Genomic DNA, 16267 nt, shown 5'->3' on the forward strand with positions numbered 1-16267 from the left:
TGAAAGTAAGTCTTCGCGAGCAAGCTCGACTCCCACGGGAGGGTGATTCGGCTCGGGATTTCCGGTTGTTGCAGGACCTGTGGGAGTGAGCTTGCTCACGAAGAGGCCGGGACATTCAGCCACTTTCTCGGGGGCTGAAAGTAAGCCTTCGCGAGCAAGCTCGACTCCCACGGGAGGGTGATTCGGCTCGGAATTTCCGGTTGTTGCAGGACCTGTGGGAGTGAGCTTGCTCACGATATAGGCCGGGGCATTCAGCCACTTTCTCGGGGGGCTGAAAGTAAGCCTTCGCGAGCAAGCTCGACACCGGGGGTGATTCGGCTCGGGATTTCCGGTTGTTGCAGGACCTGTGCAGGCTGTGTGAAAACCCCGAACGCCGATGCACTGCTCAAAAAATGTACTAAAAAATGCGTTTCTACGCGAAATCTGGGTCTGCAAACCACGCGAGCATTTGCAAAATTCACGTGAGAGCGCGCAGTTCATTTTTGGTGGAGGGTTTTCACACAGCCTGTGTGGGAGTGAGCTTGCTCACGAAGAGGCCGGGGCATTCAGCCACTTTCTCGGGGGCTGAAAGTAAGCCTTCGCGAGCAAGCTCGACTCCCACGGGAGGGTGATTCGGCTCGGGATTTCCGGTTGTTGCAGGACCTGTGGGAGTGACCGGGGTGGCGCTCCACCTTGCTCACGAAGAGGCCGGTACATCCGCTAAAAATGCAGCGGTTGAAAGGCCCATTTCGCGAGCAAGCTCACTCCTACCGTTCATTTATCGGCAGATAATTCCGCGGTGTCGTCATGGTGGGTGAGATTGAGCGTGCACGCGAAGCAGCGACGACAGCCCCCTCACCTACCGATTATGCCCATGCACCTTGGTCATCAACTGCGCTTCGGCCTGGGTCAGGCCGCAGGACTGGGTGAGTTCGTCGATGCTGGCGCCCATGCCGACCAGGCGGGCGGCCTGGGCGAATGACAGAGTCGAAGGATCGCGCTGCTCGAGGGCAGTGATCTTGTCCGGCAACAGCGCGATGATGGAACGCAACTCGTGCAGTTCCTCGCCCATTCTCACCGTTCCGCTCTGGTAATTTTCCAGGCGCCGGGCCAGCTCGCGGATGCGCTGATCACGCAGCGAATCCGCCTCCAGCTGCTGCGTGGCCACGGTGCGCAGGCGCTTGGTGTGGGCCATGAACATCACGACGCTCACGACCCACAACACCGCCAGAAAAATAACCGCCACATCGAGAATCAATCAGATGTTCTCCAGCTCGGACCACTCTTCCTCGGACATCATTTTGTCCAATTCCACAAGGATCAGCAGTTCGCCGTTCTTGTTGCAGACGCCCTGGATGAACTTGGCGGATTCGTCGTTGCCCACGTTCGGCGCGGTTTCGACTTCCGACTGACGCAGGTAAACCACTTCAGCCACGCTATCGACCAGGATCCCGACCACTTGCTTGTCGGCCTCGATGATCACGATACGCGTGTTGTCGCTGACTTCAACCGGCGGCAGACCAAAGCGCTGACGGGTGTCGATGACAGTGACGACGTTACCGCGCAGGTTGATGATCCCCAGCACGTAGCTTGGCGCGCCCGGGACCGGAGCGATCTCGGTGTAGCGCAGCACTTCCTGAACCTGCATCACGTTGATGCCATACGACTCGTTGTCCAGGCGGAAGGTGACCCATTGCAGAATCGGATCTTCGGAACCCTGTGCTGACGACTTCTTCATACCCCTAACCCCTTGCGTGTTGTGCCGTGCGGTCGACGTTTCGTACGCCGGCCTGTGTTGATCTGATGATGGTTATTGATGCGTCTTCATCTGCTTGACCGCGCCACTGGCAATCAGCTCGGCCAGCTCGGAAACGTCCAGCAGCGCACACATGTGCTCGATCACCGTCCCGGCAAGCCAGGGTCGCTGACCACGATGGGTGCGCCATTTGATTTCATTGGGGTCCAGGCGCAACGAGCGGCTGACCTGATGCACCGCCAGCCCCCATTCATAGCCCTGAACCGAGATCACGTATTGCAGGCCCTGACGGAAATCGTCGCGGTACCGGTCCGGCATGATCCAGCGCGCCGTGTCGAGCACCTTCAGGTTGCCGGCCTGGCTCGGCAGGATCCCGAGAAACCAGTCCGGCTGACCGAACAGCGGCGTCAAGTCATGGCCCGCCAGCGGATAAATCGAACCCAGGCACACCAGCGGCACCGCGAGGGTCAGACCGGCGACGTCGAACAACAGGCATTCGAACGGCTCGGCCGCCCAGGCCGGGCGTTCATCGCCAGTGGGTGGAGGCGTCGGTGTGCGCTGTGCAGAGAGATGCACGTCGACCACCGGCTCGACCCGCGCCGTTGGCGGTTCTTCCACCACCAGAGCCTCAACCACAGGCGCTTCAACGACCGGCTCAACCAGCGCAACGATCGCTGGCGGCAGAATCACCGGTGGCATGACCACTGGCCGCTCCATCACCCGGGCAGCAGCCGGTTCAGGCTGAGCCGAATAAGCGAGCGACACCGGCGCAGGCCGGCTCACGGGGGCAGGCTGCGAAGCTGGCAACGCAGGGGGCAGCGCAGCAGCCACCGCTGCCGCGACGGCAGAACGCATGCGTGCGTCATGGGCCTGCTCTTCGAGCACGGCCGCTTGAAATTCATCGACGGACTCGACGACCTGCAGCTCCTCGGTCGCGTCAAACAGCAACGCGTCCAGGTAGTTCTGCAGCGCCAGTTGTGGTCGTGAAGCGATGTCCAGGGGGCGGTTCATACGGGAGCCCGAAAAGTAGTGATGCGATTACCGCCTGATACAGATATCGGCTGCATAGCCGATGGACTTGAGCGTGCAGGCGCGCCGCTCGGCAAATAATGATCAGCGGACACTAGGCGACCTGCCCGACAAGCTGTTCGGTGAGCAGGTGCTTGAGCAACGCGCGGTAAGCCAGCACGCCGCGGCTCTTGTTGTCGAACTGCGAGGGGGTCACACCGGCGCGGCTGGCATCGCGCAACCGGGTGTCCACCGGAATGAACGCATTCCAGACGTGCTCCGGGTAACTGTCGCGCAGCAGCTTGAGGGTGCTCATCGACGCCTGGGTACGCCGATCGAACAGCGTCGGCACGATGGTGTACGGCAGCGGCACCTTGCGCGAGCGGTTGATCATCGCCAGCGTGTTGACCATGCGCTCCAGGCCCTTCACCGCGAGGAATTCAGTCTGCACCGGGATCGCCAGTTGCTGGCTGGCCGCCAGCGCGTTGACCATCAACACGCCGAGCAACGGCGGGCTGTCGATGATCGCGTAATCAAAGTCCTGCCACAGCTGCGCCAGACTTCTGGCAATCACCAGCCCCAGGCCGCTCTGCCCCGGCGACTGGCGCTCAAGGGTGGCCAGCGCGGTGCTCGACGGCAGCAGTGAAATGCGTTTGTCACTGGTGGGCAGCAGCAGTTGGCCCGGCAAACCGTCCGGCACCACGCCCTTGTTGAGGAACAGGTCGAAGCTGCTGTGCTCCAGCGTATCGGGATCTTGCCCGAAATAGCTGGTCATCGAGCCGTGGGGATCGAGGTCCACCACGACCACGCGCTTGCCCGCCTCTGCCAGCAAGCCGGCTAAAGCGATGGAGGTGGTGGTCTTGCCGACCCCGCCTTTCTGATTGGCTACTGCCCAGACTCTCATGTACTCGTTTTCCCCCCGACCAAAGCGACGACCGGGTTTAAGGGGCAGATGACGAAGATTTGACGCCTTGCGGCGGCTTGGCCGGGACCGGTGCAGTTTGTGTGCCAGCACGGCGCAGCGCTGCATCGGGTTTTGCGTTGGCCGTGGTGCCCGAGCCCGTGAGGCTGCGGCGCACGTCCAGGTTGCGCGAGATCACCAGCACCACGCGGCGGTTGCGCGCGCGGCCATCGGCGGTGGCATTCGAGGTCAGCGGCTGGAATTCGCCATAGCCCACAGAGGCCAGCCGCGCCGGGTTGATCCCGTCCATGGCCAGCATGCGCACGATGCTCGACGAACGCGCCGACGACAGCTCCCAGTTGGTCGGGAACTGCCCGGTGTTGATCGGCTGGTTGTCGGTGAAGCCCTCAACGTGCACCGGGTTGTCGAACGGTTTGATGATCTTCGCGACCTTGTCGATCAGGTCAAATGCCTGATTGCTCGGCATCGCGTCGCCGCTGCCGAACAGCAGGCTGGAATTAAGCTCGATCTCGATCCACAGCTCATTGCCGCGCACGGTCATCTGTTTGGAAGCGATCAGGTCGCCGAACGCCGCGTTGACGTCATCGGCAATGGATTTGAGCGGGTCGTCTGCGGCCTGGCCCAGCGCGGCGTCGGTCTGCTCGCTGTCCTGAACCAGCGGATCGGCGGGTCGCACGGTCTGCGGCTTCTGCTCGCCGATGGGGATCGGTTTGACGCTGCGCTCGGGCTCGTTGAACACCCCGACCAGCGCCTCGGACAGCACTTTGTATTTGCCTTCGTTCAGCGACGAGATGGAATACATGACCACGAAAAAAGCGAACAGCAAGGTGATGAAGTCCGCGTAGGACACCAGCCAGCGTTCGTGGTTTTCGTGCTCTTCCTGGCGACGTCGGCGGGCCATCAGTCCATCACTCCATGAAGCCTTGCAGCTTCAGTTCGATCGAGCGCGGGTTCTCGCCTTCGGCAATCGACAGCAGGCCTTCGAGGAGCATCTCCCGGTAGCGCGACTGACGAATCGCCACGGCCTTGAGCTTGTTCGCCACCGGCAAAAGAATCAGGTTGGCAGACGCAACGCCATAAATGGTCGCGACGAACGCCACCGCAATGCCGCTGCCCAGTTGATTGGGATCGGCCAGGTTGCCCATCACGTGGATCAGGCCCATGACGGCACCGATGATGCCGACCGTTGGCGCGTAACCGCCCATGCTTTCGTAGACCTTGGCGGCCTGGATGTCGCGGCTTTCCTGGGTGATGAAGTCCACTTCCAGAATGCCGCGAATGGCCGCAGGCTCGGCACCGTCGACCAGCAGTTGCAGGCCTTTGCGTGAATAGTTATCGGGCTCCGAATCCGCCACGGCTTCGAGGCCAAGCAAGCCCTCCTTGCGCGCGGTGAGGCTCCAGGACACGACGCGATCAATGCCGCCCGCCAGATCGATACGCGGTGGAAACAGAATCCAGATGAAGATCTGCATCGCCCGCTTGAACGCGCTCATGGGCGTCTGCAGCAGGCAGGCCGCCAGCGTACCGCCGAGCACGATCAGCGCGGCCGGGCCGTTGAGCAAGGCGCCCAGATGCCCGCCTTCAAGGAAGTTGCCGCCAATGATCGCGACGAACGCCAGAATGATCCCTATGAGCGTCAAGACATCCATCAGCTGCAGGCCTCCACCAGGTGGCGCCCGATGTCGTCGAGGCTGTAGACGGCGTCGGCCAGTTCAGCTTTGACGATCGCCATGGGCATGCCGTAGATCACACAGCTGGCTTCGTCCTGCGCCCAGATCTGGCTGCCGCTCTGCTTGAGCAGGCGCGCGCCTTCACGGCCGTCGGCGCCCATCCCGGTGAGGACGACGGCGAGGACTTTGTCGCTGTAGGACTTCGCCGCCGAGCCGAATGTGATGTCGACGCACGGCTTGTAGTTCAGGCGCTCGTCCCCCGGCAGGATTTTCACCGCGCCGCGACCATCGACCATCATCTGCTTGCCGCCCGGGGCCAGCAGTGCCAGACCGGGACGCAGGATGTCGCCGTCTTCGGCTTCCTTGACACTGATGCGGCACAGCTTGTCGAGACGCTCGGCGAAGGCTTTGGTGAAGGCGGCCGGCATGTGCTGGATCAGCACGATGGGCGCCGGGAAGTTGGCCGGCAGTTGGGTCAGTACGCGCTGCAAGGCCACCGGACCGCCGGTAGACGTGCCGATCGCGACCAGTTTGTAGGCTTTGCGCTTGGGCGCAGCCGACGTCGGCGCGTGGTGATGGGACGCCGCTGCATGATGCTGCGACGCCGGCGCGGCTGAACGCGCAGGCGCAGGGGCTGGCGCCGGACGCGACGGTCGCGCTTCGGCAGCCGTGCTGCGCGGTGCAGCGGGCGCAGCAGACGGCGCGGGCGCCGAGGTGGCAGAAGGCGTGCTGCCGTAACCACTGAAACGACGATTACTGCGGGAGATGCTGTGCACTTTCTCGCACAGCATCTGCTTGACCTTCTCGGGGTTGCGCGAGATGTCTTCGAAATTCTTGGGCAGGAAATCCACCGCGCCGGCGTCCAGCGCATCGAGAGTGACTCGGGCGCCTTCGTGGGTCAGGGAGGAGAACATCAACACCGGGGTCGGGCAACGCTGCATGATGTGACGGACCGCGGTAATGCCATCCATCATCGGCATTTCGTAGTCCATGGTGATCACGTCGGGCTTGAGGGCCAGGGCTTGGTCAATGGCTTCCTTGCCATTGGTGGCAGTACCGACCACCTGGATCGTGGGATCCGAAGAGAGAATTTCCGAGACACGACGTCGGAAAAAACCCGAATCGTCCACGACGAGAACCTTAACTGCCATAAACACTCCAAAGAGCGCGCGCCACCCTGAGGGGCCGCACGCCCTGAATCACGTAGCTTGGGTCACATTGGCAAAACGAAACAGGCCAGTGGGACCGGTTTTCGCGCTTAAAACGAGACCGGGTCTATTTGTAGGACCGGCTTTAGCCGGGAAGGCGTCGGGTATCACACCGAAAAATCAAGGGTGTTCACCCTGCCCTCTTCCCGGCTGAAGCCGGTCCCACTGAAAAACCTCGCAAGGCGCCCTCCGCATGCTGTTAGTGGGACAGGCTTTAGCCGGGAAAGCGTCGGGTGTCACACCGAAAATCCACAGTGTTTTCGCCGCCCTATTCCCGGCTAAAGCCGGTCCCACCAAAAATCGAAAGCCGCCCTACCGAAGCCGATCCTGCTTAACCAATCCGTCGGGCCGCGTAGCGCTTGAGCATGCTCGGGACATCGAGAATCAGTGCAATGCGGCCGTCACCGGTGATGGTGGCGCCCGACATGCCCGGCGTGCCTTGCAGCATTTTGCCCAGCGGCTTGATCACCACTTCTTCCTGGCCGACCAACTGATCCACCACGAAGCCGATGCGTTGCGTGCCCACCGACAGAATCACCACGTGACCTTCGCGCTGCTCCTCGTGAGCCGCCGAGCTGATCAGCCAGCGCTTGAGGTAGAACAGTGGCAGCGCCTTGTCGCGCACGATCACCACTTCCTGACCGTCGACGACGTTGGTGGTCGACAGGTCCAGGTGGAAGATCTCGTTGACGTTGACCAGCGGGAACGCGAAGGCCTGGTTGCCCAGCATGACCATCAGCGTCGGCATGATCGCCAGGGTCAGCGGCACCTTGATGATGATCTTCGAGCCCAGGCCTTTGGTGGAATTGATGCTGATCGAGCCGTTGAGCTGGGCGATCTTGGTTTTCACCACGTCCATGCCCACGCCACGCCCGGACACATCGGAAATCTCGGTCTTGGTCGAGAAGCCCGGCGCGAAGATCAGGTTGTAGCAGTCGGTGTCGCTGAGGCGATCCGCTGCGTCCTTGTCCATCACGCCACGCTTGACCGCGATGGCACGCAGGACCGCAGGGTCCATGCCTTTGCCGTCATCGGAAATCGACAGCAGGATGTGATCGCCTTCCTGTTCGGCGGCCAGAATCACACGGCCGTTCCGGGACTTGCCCGATGCCTCGCGCTCTTCCGGCGACTCGATACCGTGATCGACCGCGTTGCGTACCAAGTGGACCAGCGGGTCGGCCAGGGCCTCGACGAGGTTCTTGTCCAGGTCGGTTTCTTCACCCACCAGTTCAAGGCTGATTTCTTTCTTCAACTGACGCGCCAGATCGCGAACCAGACGCGGGAAGCGACCGAACACTTTCTTGATCGGCTGCATGCGGGTCTTCATGACCGCGGTCTGCAGGTCAGCGGTGACCACGTCCAGATTGGACACGGCCTTGGACATGGCTTCATCGGCGCTGTTGGCGCCCAGGCGGACCAGGCGGTTACGCACCAGCACCAGTTCGCCGACCATGTTCATGATTTCATCCAGCCGCGCGGTGTCGACGCGCACGGTGGTTTCCGCTTCAGACGGCGGCTTTTCGCTGGGCGCCGGCGCCGCAGCGCGAGCCGGTGCTGGAGCAGCAGCCGGTGCAGCTTTGGCCGGGGCCGCCGCAGCAGGCGTTGCTTTGGCCGGTTCAGCTTTGGCGGGCTCGGGCTTCTTGGCCGGTGCCGCTGCGGCCGGCGCTGCAGGTGCAGCGGCAGCGGCAGCCACGGCAGGTTCGAACTTGCCTTTGCCGTGCAACTGATCCAGCAGGTCTTCGAATTCGTTGTCGGTGATCTCGTCCGACGCAGCGCCCTTCGACGGAGCGGCGGGCGCAACCGGCGCGGCAGGTGCAGCGGCAGCAGGTGCCGCAGCGCCAGGAGCAGCAGCGCCGACGGCGTCCGGCGAGAACGAGCCTTTGCCGTGCAGCTGATCCAGCAGCGACTCGAATTCGTCGTCAGTGATTTCGTCACTGGTCGGTGCGGCAGACGGCGTCACCGCCGCCGGCGGTTGCACCGCATCAACGGCGAACTGGCCTTTGCCATGCAGCTGATCGAGGAGCGATTCGAATTCGGCGTCAGTGATTTCATCGCTGGCCGCCGTGCCAGGCGGTGCAGCGGAAGCCGATGCTGCCGGCGCAGCTGCAACGGGTGCCGCGGCAACAGGCGCAGGCGCAGACGGAGCCGGTGCAGGCGCACCTGCCGCTTGCGCCTTGACGGCACTCAGCGAATCCAGCAGCTGTTCGAATTCTAGATCGGTGATGTCTTCGGACGGCGCTTCAGCGACCGGCTCTTCAACCACCACCGGTGCCGCCGCGATTTCTTCTGCCGAGGCAGGCTCGGCCAGGCGTGCCAGCGCGGCGAGCAATTCAGGCGTGGCCGGGGTGACGGCGGAACGCTCGCGCACCTGACCGAACATGCTGTTGACGGTGTCGAGTGCTTCGAGCACCACGTCCATGAGCTCCGAGTCGACGCGACGCTCACCCTTGCGCAGGATGTCGAACACGTTCTCGGCGATGTGACAGCATTCAACCAGCTCGTTGAGCTGGAGGAAGCCGGCGCCCCCTTTTACAGTGTGAAAACCGCGAAAAATTGCATTGAGCAGGTCCGCATCGTCAGGCCGGCTTTCCAGCTCGACCAACTGCTCTGACAACAGCTCGAGAATCTCGCCGGCCTCTACCAGAAAATCCTGAAGGATTTCTTCATCGGCGCCGAAGCTCATTGGGGGGTGCTCCTAAAATTAACCGTCAAACCGATCCGGAGGCTGCACTGACGGCCTGCGCGCATTGCTTTCGTCGAAGCATTGGCGCGCGGGTCCAGCAGCCACTTTCACAGAAAACCTGAAGTCCGAGACAGAATGACCGAATCAGAATCCGAGGCTGGATAGCAGATCGTCAACATCATCCTGTCCGGATACAACGTCTTCACGTTTATCGGCATGAATCTGCGGACCTTCACCCTTGGAGTGAAGTTTTTCTTGTTCTTTTTGCTGACGGAACACTTCCTGGTCGTGCTCGATGCCCGCGAAGCGGTCCACCTGGCTCGCCATGAGCACCAGCTTGAGCAGATTGCGCTCGACTTCCGTGACCAGCGTGGTCACGCGCTTGATCACCTGACCGGTGAGGTCCTGGTAATCCTGGGCCAGCAGAATGTCGTTCAGGTGCGCAGAGACCTCGGTGGTCTCCTTCTCGCTGCGGGTCAGGAAGACATCAACGCGGCGGGCCAGATCACGAAACTCTTCGGCGCTGATCTCGCGGCGCATGAAGCGTCCCCAATCGGCGCTCAATGACTTGGCGTCGTCCGTGAGCCCGTGCATCAACGGCGTGCTCAGCTCCACCAGGTCCATGGTCCGGTTGGCCGCGTTTTCGGTCAACCTGACGACGTACGACAGCCGCTCGGTGGCGTCGGTGATCTGGGAGACCTCCTCGGCCTGCGGCATGTTCGGGTCGATCTGGAAGTTGACGATCGCGCTGTGCAGCTCGCGCGTCAGTTTGCCGACTTCCTGATACAGGCCGCGGTCGCGGGTCTGGTTAAGCTCATGGATCAGTTGCACAGCGTCGCCGAACTTGCCTTTTTCAAGGCTCGCGACCAGCTCTTGTGCGTGTTTCTTCAGGGTTGACTCAAAGTCACCCATTGTCGAATCTTTGGAATCCATAGCGCCCTCGCAGCGGACATCAGCTATTGACGCGCTCGAATATCTTTTCGATTTTTTCTTTGAGCACTTGCGCGGTGAACGGCTTCACCACGTAGCCGTTCACACCGGCCTGAGCGGCTTCGATGATCTGCTCGCGCTTGGCTTCGGCAGTGACCATCAGCACCGGCAGGCTGCGCAGACGCTCGTCGGCACGCACCTGACGCAACAGGTCGATGCCGGACATGCCCGGCATGTTCCAGTCAGTGACGAGGAAGTCAAAAGCGCCGCTTTGCAGCATCGGCAATGCGGTGAGTCCGTCATCTGCTTCGGCCGTGTTGGTGAACCCAAGGTCACGCAACAGGTTTTTTATGATCCGCCGCATCGTTGAGAAGTCATCAACGATGAGGATTTTCATGTTCTTGTCCAATTCGACCTCCAAGCAGTCTTTAACGCGTTCAGCACCTGAACGCGCGTTCAATCAATACCGGCTGTGCCGAACATCAAGAGGGGGTGGAATCGACCGGGACAAGCGCAGCGAAACCGGATCATCTACGACCCGGTTCGACCGACTCCTGCCGTGTCTCATTTGCTTCCCGCTCACGTCTTGCACAGCCGGTCTTACACGCAACACGCAGGCCTCGCAGCCTGCGCCTGATTCACGAACGTGCGCGCCACTCGCCAAGACGACCGCGCAACCGCGCCGCGCATTGACTGTGCAGCTGGCTGACCCGCGACTCGCTGACCCCCAGGACCTCACCGATTTCCTTGAGGTTCAGCTCTTCGTCGTAGTACAGCGACAACACCAGGCGTTCACGTTCGGGCAAATTGGCAATGGCCTCGGCCAGCGCAGCCTGGAAGCGCTCGTCTTCCAGATCCCGAGACGGTTCGAGGGACTGGCTCGCGCCGTCCTCGTGCAGCCCTTCGTGTTCGCCGTCCTGCAACAGGTCATCGAAACTGAACAGGCGGCTGCCCAGGGTATCGTTCAAAATCCCGTAGTAATCGTCGAGACTCATTTCAAGTTCGGCAGCAACCTCGTGATCTTTAGCGTCACGGCCGGTTTTTGCTTCGATTGCACGAATCGCGTCACTGACCATGCGCGTGTTGCGGTGGACCGAGCGCGGCGCCCAATCCCCCTTGCGCACTTCATCGAGCATCGCGCCACGGATACGAATACCCGCGTACGTCTCGAAGCTGGCCCCTTTGGTGGAGTCGTATTTGGTCGAGACCTCGAGCAAGCCAATCATGCCCGCCTGGATCAAATCCTCGACCTGCACACTGGCCGGCAGACGCGCCAGCAAGTGGTAGGCGATTCGTTTGACCAGCGGGGCATAACGCTCGATCAGCTCATACTGGGAATCTTTGGACGATTTGCTGTACATGCGATAGCCACTTGCTGTCATGAGACGGGCCCTGCGCTGGTGTGATGCACGAGGCGTTCTACGAAAAATTCCAGGTGGCCGCGCGGGTTCGCCGGGAGCGGCCAGGTGTCGACTTTCTGCGCGATGGCCTTGAACGCCAGGGCACATTTGGAACGCGGAAACGCTTCGTACACGGCGCGCTGTTTCTGCACGGCCTTGCGTACGCATTCGTCGTACGGCACGGCGCCCACATACTGCAGGGCCACGTCGAGAAAACGGTCGGTGACTTTGGTCAGCTTGGCGAAGAGGTTGCGCCCTTCCTGCGGGCTCTGGGCCATGTTGGCCAGGACGCGGAAGCGGTTCATGCCGTAATCGCGGTTGAGCAGTTTGATCAGGGCATAGGCGTCGGTGATCGATGTGGGCTCGTCGCACACCACCAGCAGCACTTCCTGGGCCGCGCGGACAAAGCTCACCACCGACTCGCCGATGCCGGCGGCGGTATCGATGACCAGCACATCGAGGTTGTCGCCAATGTCACTGAACGCCTGAATCAGCCCGGCATGCTGCGCCGGGGTCAGGTGAACCATGCTCTGGGTGCCCGATGCCGCCGGCACGATGCGTACGCCGCCCGGGCCTTGCAGCAGGACATCGCGCAGCTCGCACCGCCCTTCGATGACATCAGCCAGGGTGCGTTTGGGGGTCAGACCCAACAATACGTCGACGTTGGCCAGACCCAGATCGGCGTCCAGCAGCATGACGCGACGTCCCAGCTCGGCCAGTGCCAGTGAAAGATTCACTGAAACGTTGGTCTTGCCTACGCCACCTTTGCCACCGGTCACCGCGATAACCTGTACGGGATGCATGCTGCCCATGTTAATTGTTTACCTTGTCTTGCTTAGACCTAAGCCACATGTCGGGCTGCACGTTCAGTGCCTGAACAATGCCTGGCAGACCATCGATGCAGGAAAATTCCACTGTCATTTTCTTCACCTAGCCCGCGCGCTTGCCGGTGCTGTGATAAAGATCCGCAAACATATCCGCCATCGCTTCCTCGCTTGGCTCCTCCTGCATCTGCACGCTGACAGCCCGGCTCACCAATTGGTGCCGACGCGGCAAATGCAGATCATCCGGTATCCGTGGGCCATCGGTGAGATAGGCCACAGGCAGTTCGTGTGTCACGGCCAGACTGAGCACTTCGCCCAGGCTGGCCGTTTCGTCGAGCTTGGTCAGGATGCACCCGGCCAGCCCGCAACGTTTGTAACTGTGATAAGCCGCTGACAGCACCTGTTTCTGGCTGGTTGTCGCCAGCACCAGGTAGTTGCGCGCCTTGATGCCACGCCCGGCGAGGGTTTCCAGTTGCAGACGCAGGGCTGGATCACTGGCTTGCAGGCCGGCGGTGTCAATCAACACCACGCGCTTGCGCAACAGCGGCTCCAGCGCCTGTGCCAGGGACTGGCCCGGGTCGACGTGGGTGACCGGTACATTGAGGATCCGGCCCAGGGTTTTCAGTTGCTCCTGAGCGCCAATGCGGAAACTGTCCATGCTCACCAGCGCGATATTTTGCGCGCCGTATTTCAACACATATCGGGCCGCCAGTTTAGCCAGCGTGGTGGTTTTGCCCATGCCGGCAGGACCGACCATGGCAATCACACCGCCCTCTTCCAGTGGCTCGACGTCCGGCGTGGCAATCATGCGGGCCAGATGGGCCAGCAGCATGCGCCAGGTGTGAGCCTGATCGTTGGAGTCCGGGACCATCGCCAGCAAGTCGCGGGACAGCGGGCCGGAAAGGCCGACCCGTTGCAGACGGCGCCACAGGTTGGCCTGTTGCGGACGGCCGTCTCGCAGCTGGTTCCAGGCCAGCGAGCCCAGCTGGACTTCCAGCAGTTCGCGCAGGCCGTTCAATTCGGAGCGCATTGCTTCGTAGGCGCGGTCGCCAACGCCCGGCTCGGCGTTGCGCTCGGCGCGTTCGGCGGCCACTGCGGCGTGGACGGACGGGCGAAACGGTTCTTCCAGCGTCGGTTCGATCTGCTTGCTGTCATCCATCGCAAGGCCGGCGAACAACTGACGGTTGGCGACAGTGTCCAGCTCGCTGCGGTGGGTCAGCTCAGCCTGAGCAGTGACGATGAGCGATTGAGTCTTGCGCAGCTCGTCTTCGAGTTCGATGTTCGGTACACGCGGGGCCAGCGCAGACAGCTTGTAGTCCAGGGCGGCGGTCAGTTCCACGCCGCCAGCGATCCGCCGGTTGCCGATGATGGCGGCTTCAGCGCCCAGCTCATCGCGAACCAGTTTCATGGCTTGTCGCATATCGGCGGCGAAAAAACGCTTAACTTGCATGACTCACTACCTCAGCCGTTAGGCCCGACAGTCGCTACGATGGTGACTTGCTTATTGTCAGGAATTTCCTGGTAAGCCAAAACATGCATATTCGGTACAGCCAACCGTCCAAAGCGGGACAACATGGCGCGAACCGGACCTGCGACCAACAAAATAACCGGCTGCCCCTGCATCTCCTGACGCTGCGCCGCTTCGATCAACGAGCGCTGAAGTTTCTCAGCCATGCTCGGTTCGAGGAGAACGCCTTCTTCCTGACCCTGACCTGCCTTCTGCAGACTATTTAGCAATATCTGTTCCAACCTTGGCTCAAGGGTGATCACAGGCAGCTCCGGCTCAATGCCGACAATGCTTTGGACGATTGCGCGGGACAATCCGACCCGTACGGCAGCCACCAGCGCGGCGGTATCTTGACTACGCGCAGCGTTGTTGGCGATGGCTTCGGCGATGGAGCGGATATCGCGCACCGGCACCTGTTCGGCGAGCAGCGCCTGCAGCACCTTCAGCAGCGCCGACAGCGACAGCACGCCCGGGACCAGTTCTTCCGCCAGTTTTGGCGATCCCTTGGCCAGCAGGGTCATCAATTGCTGGACTTCCTCGTGGCCAATCAATTCATGAGAGTGCTTGTAGAGAATCTGGTTCAAGTGAGTCGCCACCACGGTGCTGGCGTCCACCACGGTGTATCCGAGGGACTGCGCCTGGGCACGCTGGCTGATTTCGATCCACACGGCCTCCAGGCCAAACGCCGGGTCTTTGGCAGTGATGCCGTTGAGGCTGCCAAACACCTGACCGGGGTTGATGGCCAGTTCGCGGTCCGGGTAGATCTCGGCTTCGGCCAGGGTCACGCCCATCAGGGTCAGGCGATAGGCGCTGGGCGCCAGGTCGAGGTTGTCGCGGATGTGCACGGTCGGCATGAGGAAGCCCAGCTCCTGGGAGAGCTTCTTGCGCACGCCCTTGATCCGCGCCAGCAACTGACCACCCTGGTTACGGTCCACCAGCGGAATCAGGCGGTAGCCGACTTCCAGGCCAATCATGTCGATTGGGGTGACGTCGTCCCAGCCCAGTTCCTTGGATTCCTGCGCGCGGGTCGGCGATGGCAGCAGCTCTTGCTGACGCTTGACCTCTTGCACGGCGGCCAACTTGACCTGGTTCTGTTTCTTCCACAGCAGGTAGGCGCCGCCGGCAGCCACCAGACCGAGGCTGATGAAGGAGAAGTGCGGCATGCCCGGGACCAGGCCCATGACGATCATGATCCCGGCGGACACGGCGAGCGCCTTGTGGGAGGCAAACATCTGCCGGCCGACCAGCTTGCCCATCTCTTCCGAACCGGAAGCACGGGTCACCATGATCGCGGCAGCGGTGGACAGCAACAGGGATGGCAATTGCGCCACCAAACCGTCACCGATGGTCAGCAGCGCGTAGACCTTGCCGGCGTCGCCAAAGCTCATGCCGTGTTGCAGGATGCCCACCAGCATGCCGCCGATGAGGTTGATGAAGAGGATCAGCAGGCCGGCGATGGCGTCACCGCGGACGAATTTGCTGGCACCGTCCATGGAGCCGTAGAACTCGGCTTCCTGGGCAACTTCAAGACGACGACGCTTGGCTTCGGGCTGGTCGATGAGGCCGGCGTTGAGGTCGGCGTCGATGGCCATCTGTTTGCCGGGCATGGCGTCGAGGGTGAAGCGCGCGCTGACTTCGGAGATCCGGCCGGCACCTTTGGTGACGACGACGAAGTTGATGATCATGAGGATGGCGAAGACGACGATACCGACGACGTAGTTGCCGCCGATGACGACTTCACCGAACGCCTGGATGACTTTACCGGCGGCGGCGTGGCCGTCCTGGCCGTGGAGCATGACAACGCGGGTGGAGGCGACGTTTAGCGCCAGTCGCAGCAGGGTGGCGACGAGGAGGATGGTCGGGAATACGGAGAAGTCGAGGGGCCGCAGGGCGTAGATACAGACGAGCAGGACGACGATGGACAGGGCGATGTTGAAGGTGAAGAAGACGTCCAGCAGGAACGGCGGCATGGGCAGCATCATCATGGCGAGCATGACGAGGAGCAGCAGCGGGACGCCAAGTTGTCCACGGCCCAGGCCGATCAATCCGGTTCTGGCGTGGGAGATAAGTTGTGAGCGTTCCACCGATGGGCACCTGCGCGTTAAATCAATCTTTTGACGCCGAAGCGTTGTATCGGGGTTATTGCAAGAAGGGGTCCAACATTTGGGATTGGGTGAAAATATCAGAGTGCCAGTATTTAGATCTGCGATTTAGGTCGTGGGTCGAGATCAAGATCAAGAGCAAGGCATCTGCCTAGGGGCAGATTGTTTCGCCTTCGGCGAGTTACTTGGAAAAGCACCCCAAGTAACCAAAGGTGCTTGCTCCTGGCTAGGTCCCTCCTTCGTCGGGATACCCTCACTTCGACGACGCTCCGTGGGCC

At 61.6% G+C, this 16267-nt stretch carries 14 protein-coding genes; all 14 read right to left on the minus strand.

The features are described from left to right. Positions 1 to 838: 838 nt before the first annotated feature. Positions 839 to 1237, minus strand: a complete 399-nt coding sequence (locus QWI20_RS24335; RefSeq protein WP_369307585.1) for a DUF2802 domain-containing protein — start codon at positions 1235 to 1237, stop codon at positions 839 to 841. Continuing rightward, the gene (locus QWI20_RS24340) at positions 1238 to 1717 is read right to left on the minus strand and encodes a chemotaxis protein CheW (protein ID WP_065987319.1); all 480 of its coding nucleotides are present in this window, start codon (positions 1715 to 1717) and stop codon (positions 1238 to 1240) included. Between the two features lie 72 nt (positions 1718 to 1789). Further along, the gene (locus QWI20_RS24345) at positions 1790 to 2746 is read right to left on the minus strand and encodes a chemotaxis protein CheW (RefSeq protein ID WP_369307586.1); all 957 of its coding nucleotides are present in this window, start codon (positions 2744 to 2746) and stop codon (positions 1790 to 1792) included. Positions 2747 to 2858: 112 nt separating this feature from the next. Further along, positions 2859 to 3647 carry a ParA family protein gene (locus tag QWI20_RS24350; protein WP_369307587.1) on the minus strand — a complete coding sequence of 263 codons (789 nt, stop codon included), beginning with the start codon at positions 3645 to 3647 and terminating at the stop codon, positions 2859 to 2861. A gap of 37 nt (positions 3648 to 3684) precedes the next feature. Further along, positions 3685 to 4566: a flagellar motor protein MotD gene (gene motD / locus QWI20_RS24355; RefSeq protein ID WP_369307588.1), complete on the minus strand. Its 882-nt coding sequence runs from the start codon at positions 4564 to 4566 to the stop codon at positions 3685 to 3687. 7 nt (positions 4567 to 4573) lie between these two features. Beyond that, the gene (locus tag QWI20_RS24360) at positions 4574 to 5314 is read right to left on the minus strand and encodes a flagellar motor protein (protein WP_369307589.1); all 741 of its coding nucleotides are present in this window, start codon (positions 5312 to 5314) and stop codon (positions 4574 to 4576) included. Further along, positions 5314 to 6486, minus strand: a complete 1173-nt coding sequence (locus QWI20_RS24365; protein WP_369307590.1) for a chemotaxis response regulator protein-glutamate methylesterase — start codon at positions 6484 to 6486, stop codon at positions 5314 to 5316. Before QWI20_RS24365 ends, QWI20_RS24360 begins: the two co-directional genes overlap by 1 nt. 388 nt (positions 6487 to 6874) lie before the next feature. Beyond that, positions 6875 to 9226, minus strand: a complete 2352-nt coding sequence (locus QWI20_RS24370) for a chemotaxis protein CheA (protein ID WP_369307591.1) — start codon at positions 9224 to 9226, stop codon at positions 6875 to 6877. Between the two features lie 144 nt (positions 9227 to 9370). After that, on the minus strand, positions 9371 to 10159 hold the full coding sequence (locus QWI20_RS24375; protein WP_122536798.1) for a protein phosphatase CheZ: 789 nt from the start codon (positions 10157 to 10159) through the stop codon (positions 9371 to 9373). Between the two features lie 19 nt (positions 10160 to 10178). Then, the gene (locus QWI20_RS24380; RefSeq protein ID WP_172612850.1) at positions 10179 to 10553 is read right to left on the minus strand and encodes a chemotaxis response regulator CheY; all 375 of its coding nucleotides are present in this window, start codon (positions 10551 to 10553) and stop codon (positions 10179 to 10181) included. A gap of 241 nt (positions 10554 to 10794) precedes the next feature. Continuing rightward, positions 10795 to 11538: an RNA polymerase sigma factor FliA gene (gene fliA, locus QWI20_RS24385; protein ID WP_074892894.1), complete on the minus strand. Its 744-nt coding sequence runs from the start codon at positions 11536 to 11538 to the stop codon at positions 10795 to 10797. Further along, positions 11535 to 12368 (minus strand): flagellar synthesis regulator FleN, encoded by an 834-nt coding sequence (fleN, locus tag QWI20_RS24390; protein WP_037011520.1) that lies wholly within the window; start codon positions 12366 to 12368, stop codon positions 11535 to 11537. The genes fliA and fleN overlap by 4 nt, the downstream gene beginning before the upstream one ends. Before the next feature lie 118 nt (positions 12369 to 12486). Continuing rightward, the gene (gene flhF / locus QWI20_RS24395; protein ID WP_192174156.1) at positions 12487 to 13830 is read right to left on the minus strand and encodes a flagellar biosynthesis protein FlhF; all 1344 of its coding nucleotides are present in this window, start codon (positions 13828 to 13830) and stop codon (positions 12487 to 12489) included. A gap of 11 nt (positions 13831 to 13841) precedes the next feature. Then, positions 13842 to 15971, minus strand: a complete 2130-nt coding sequence (gene flhA / locus QWI20_RS24400; protein ID WP_369307592.1) for a flagellar biosynthesis protein FlhA — start codon at positions 15969 to 15971, stop codon at positions 13842 to 13844. Positions 15972 to 16267 lie beyond the last annotated feature (296 nt).

This window comes from Pseudomonas sp. W2-17 (assembly GCF_041060445.1).
In the GTDB taxonomy this organism is placed as follows: domain Bacteria; phylum Pseudomonadota; class Gammaproteobacteria; order Pseudomonadales; family Pseudomonadaceae; genus Aquipseudomonas.

Bases quoted from the DNA above. Each gene is read 5' to 3' on its own strand.
- QWI20_RS24380 (WP_172612850.1), bottom strand. From the start codon at position 10,553: ATGAAAATCCTCATCGTTGATGACTTCTCAACGATGCGGCGGATCATA.
- QWI20_RS24345 (WP_369307586.1), bottom strand. From the start codon at position 2,746: ATGAACCGCCCCCTGGACATCGCTTCACGACCACAACTGGCGCTGCAG.
- QWI20_RS24375 (WP_122536798.1), bottom strand. From the start codon at position 10,159: ATGGATTCCAAAGATTCGACAATGGGTGACTTTGAGTCAACCCTGAAG.
- QWI20_RS24350 (WP_369307587.1), bottom strand. From the start codon at position 3,647: ATGAGAGTCTGGGCAGTAGCCAATCAGAAAGGCGGGGTCGGCAAGACC.
- QWI20_RS24360 (WP_369307589.1), bottom strand. From the start codon at position 5,314: ATGGATGTCTTGACGCTCATAGGGATCATTCTGGCGTTCGTCGCGATC.
- flhF (WP_192174156.1), bottom strand. From the start codon at position 13,830: ATGCAAGTTAAGCGTTTTTTCGCCGCCGATATGCGACAAGCCATGAAA.
- fliA (WP_074892894.1), bottom strand. From the start codon at position 11,538: ATGACAGCAAGTGGCTATCGCATGTACAGCAAATCGTCCAAAGATTCC.
- QWI20_RS24370 (WP_369307591.1), bottom strand. From the start codon at position 9,226: ATGAGCTTCGGCGCCGATGAAGAAATCCTTCAGGATTTTCTGGTAGAG.
- fleN (WP_037011520.1), bottom strand. From the start codon at position 12,368: ATGGGCAGCATGCATCCCGTACAGGTTATCGCGGTGACCGGTGGCAAA.
- motD (WP_369307588.1), bottom strand. From the start codon at position 4,566: ATGGCCCGCCGACGTCGCCAGGAAGAGCACGAAAACCACGAACGCTGG.
- QWI20_RS24365 (WP_369307590.1), bottom strand. From the start codon at position 6,486: ATGGCAGTTAAGGTTCTCGTCGTGGACGATTCGGGTTTTTTCCGACGT.
- QWI20_RS24340 (WP_065987319.1), bottom strand. From the start codon at position 1,717: ATGAAGAAGTCGTCAGCACAGGGTTCCGAAGATCCGATTCTGCAATGG.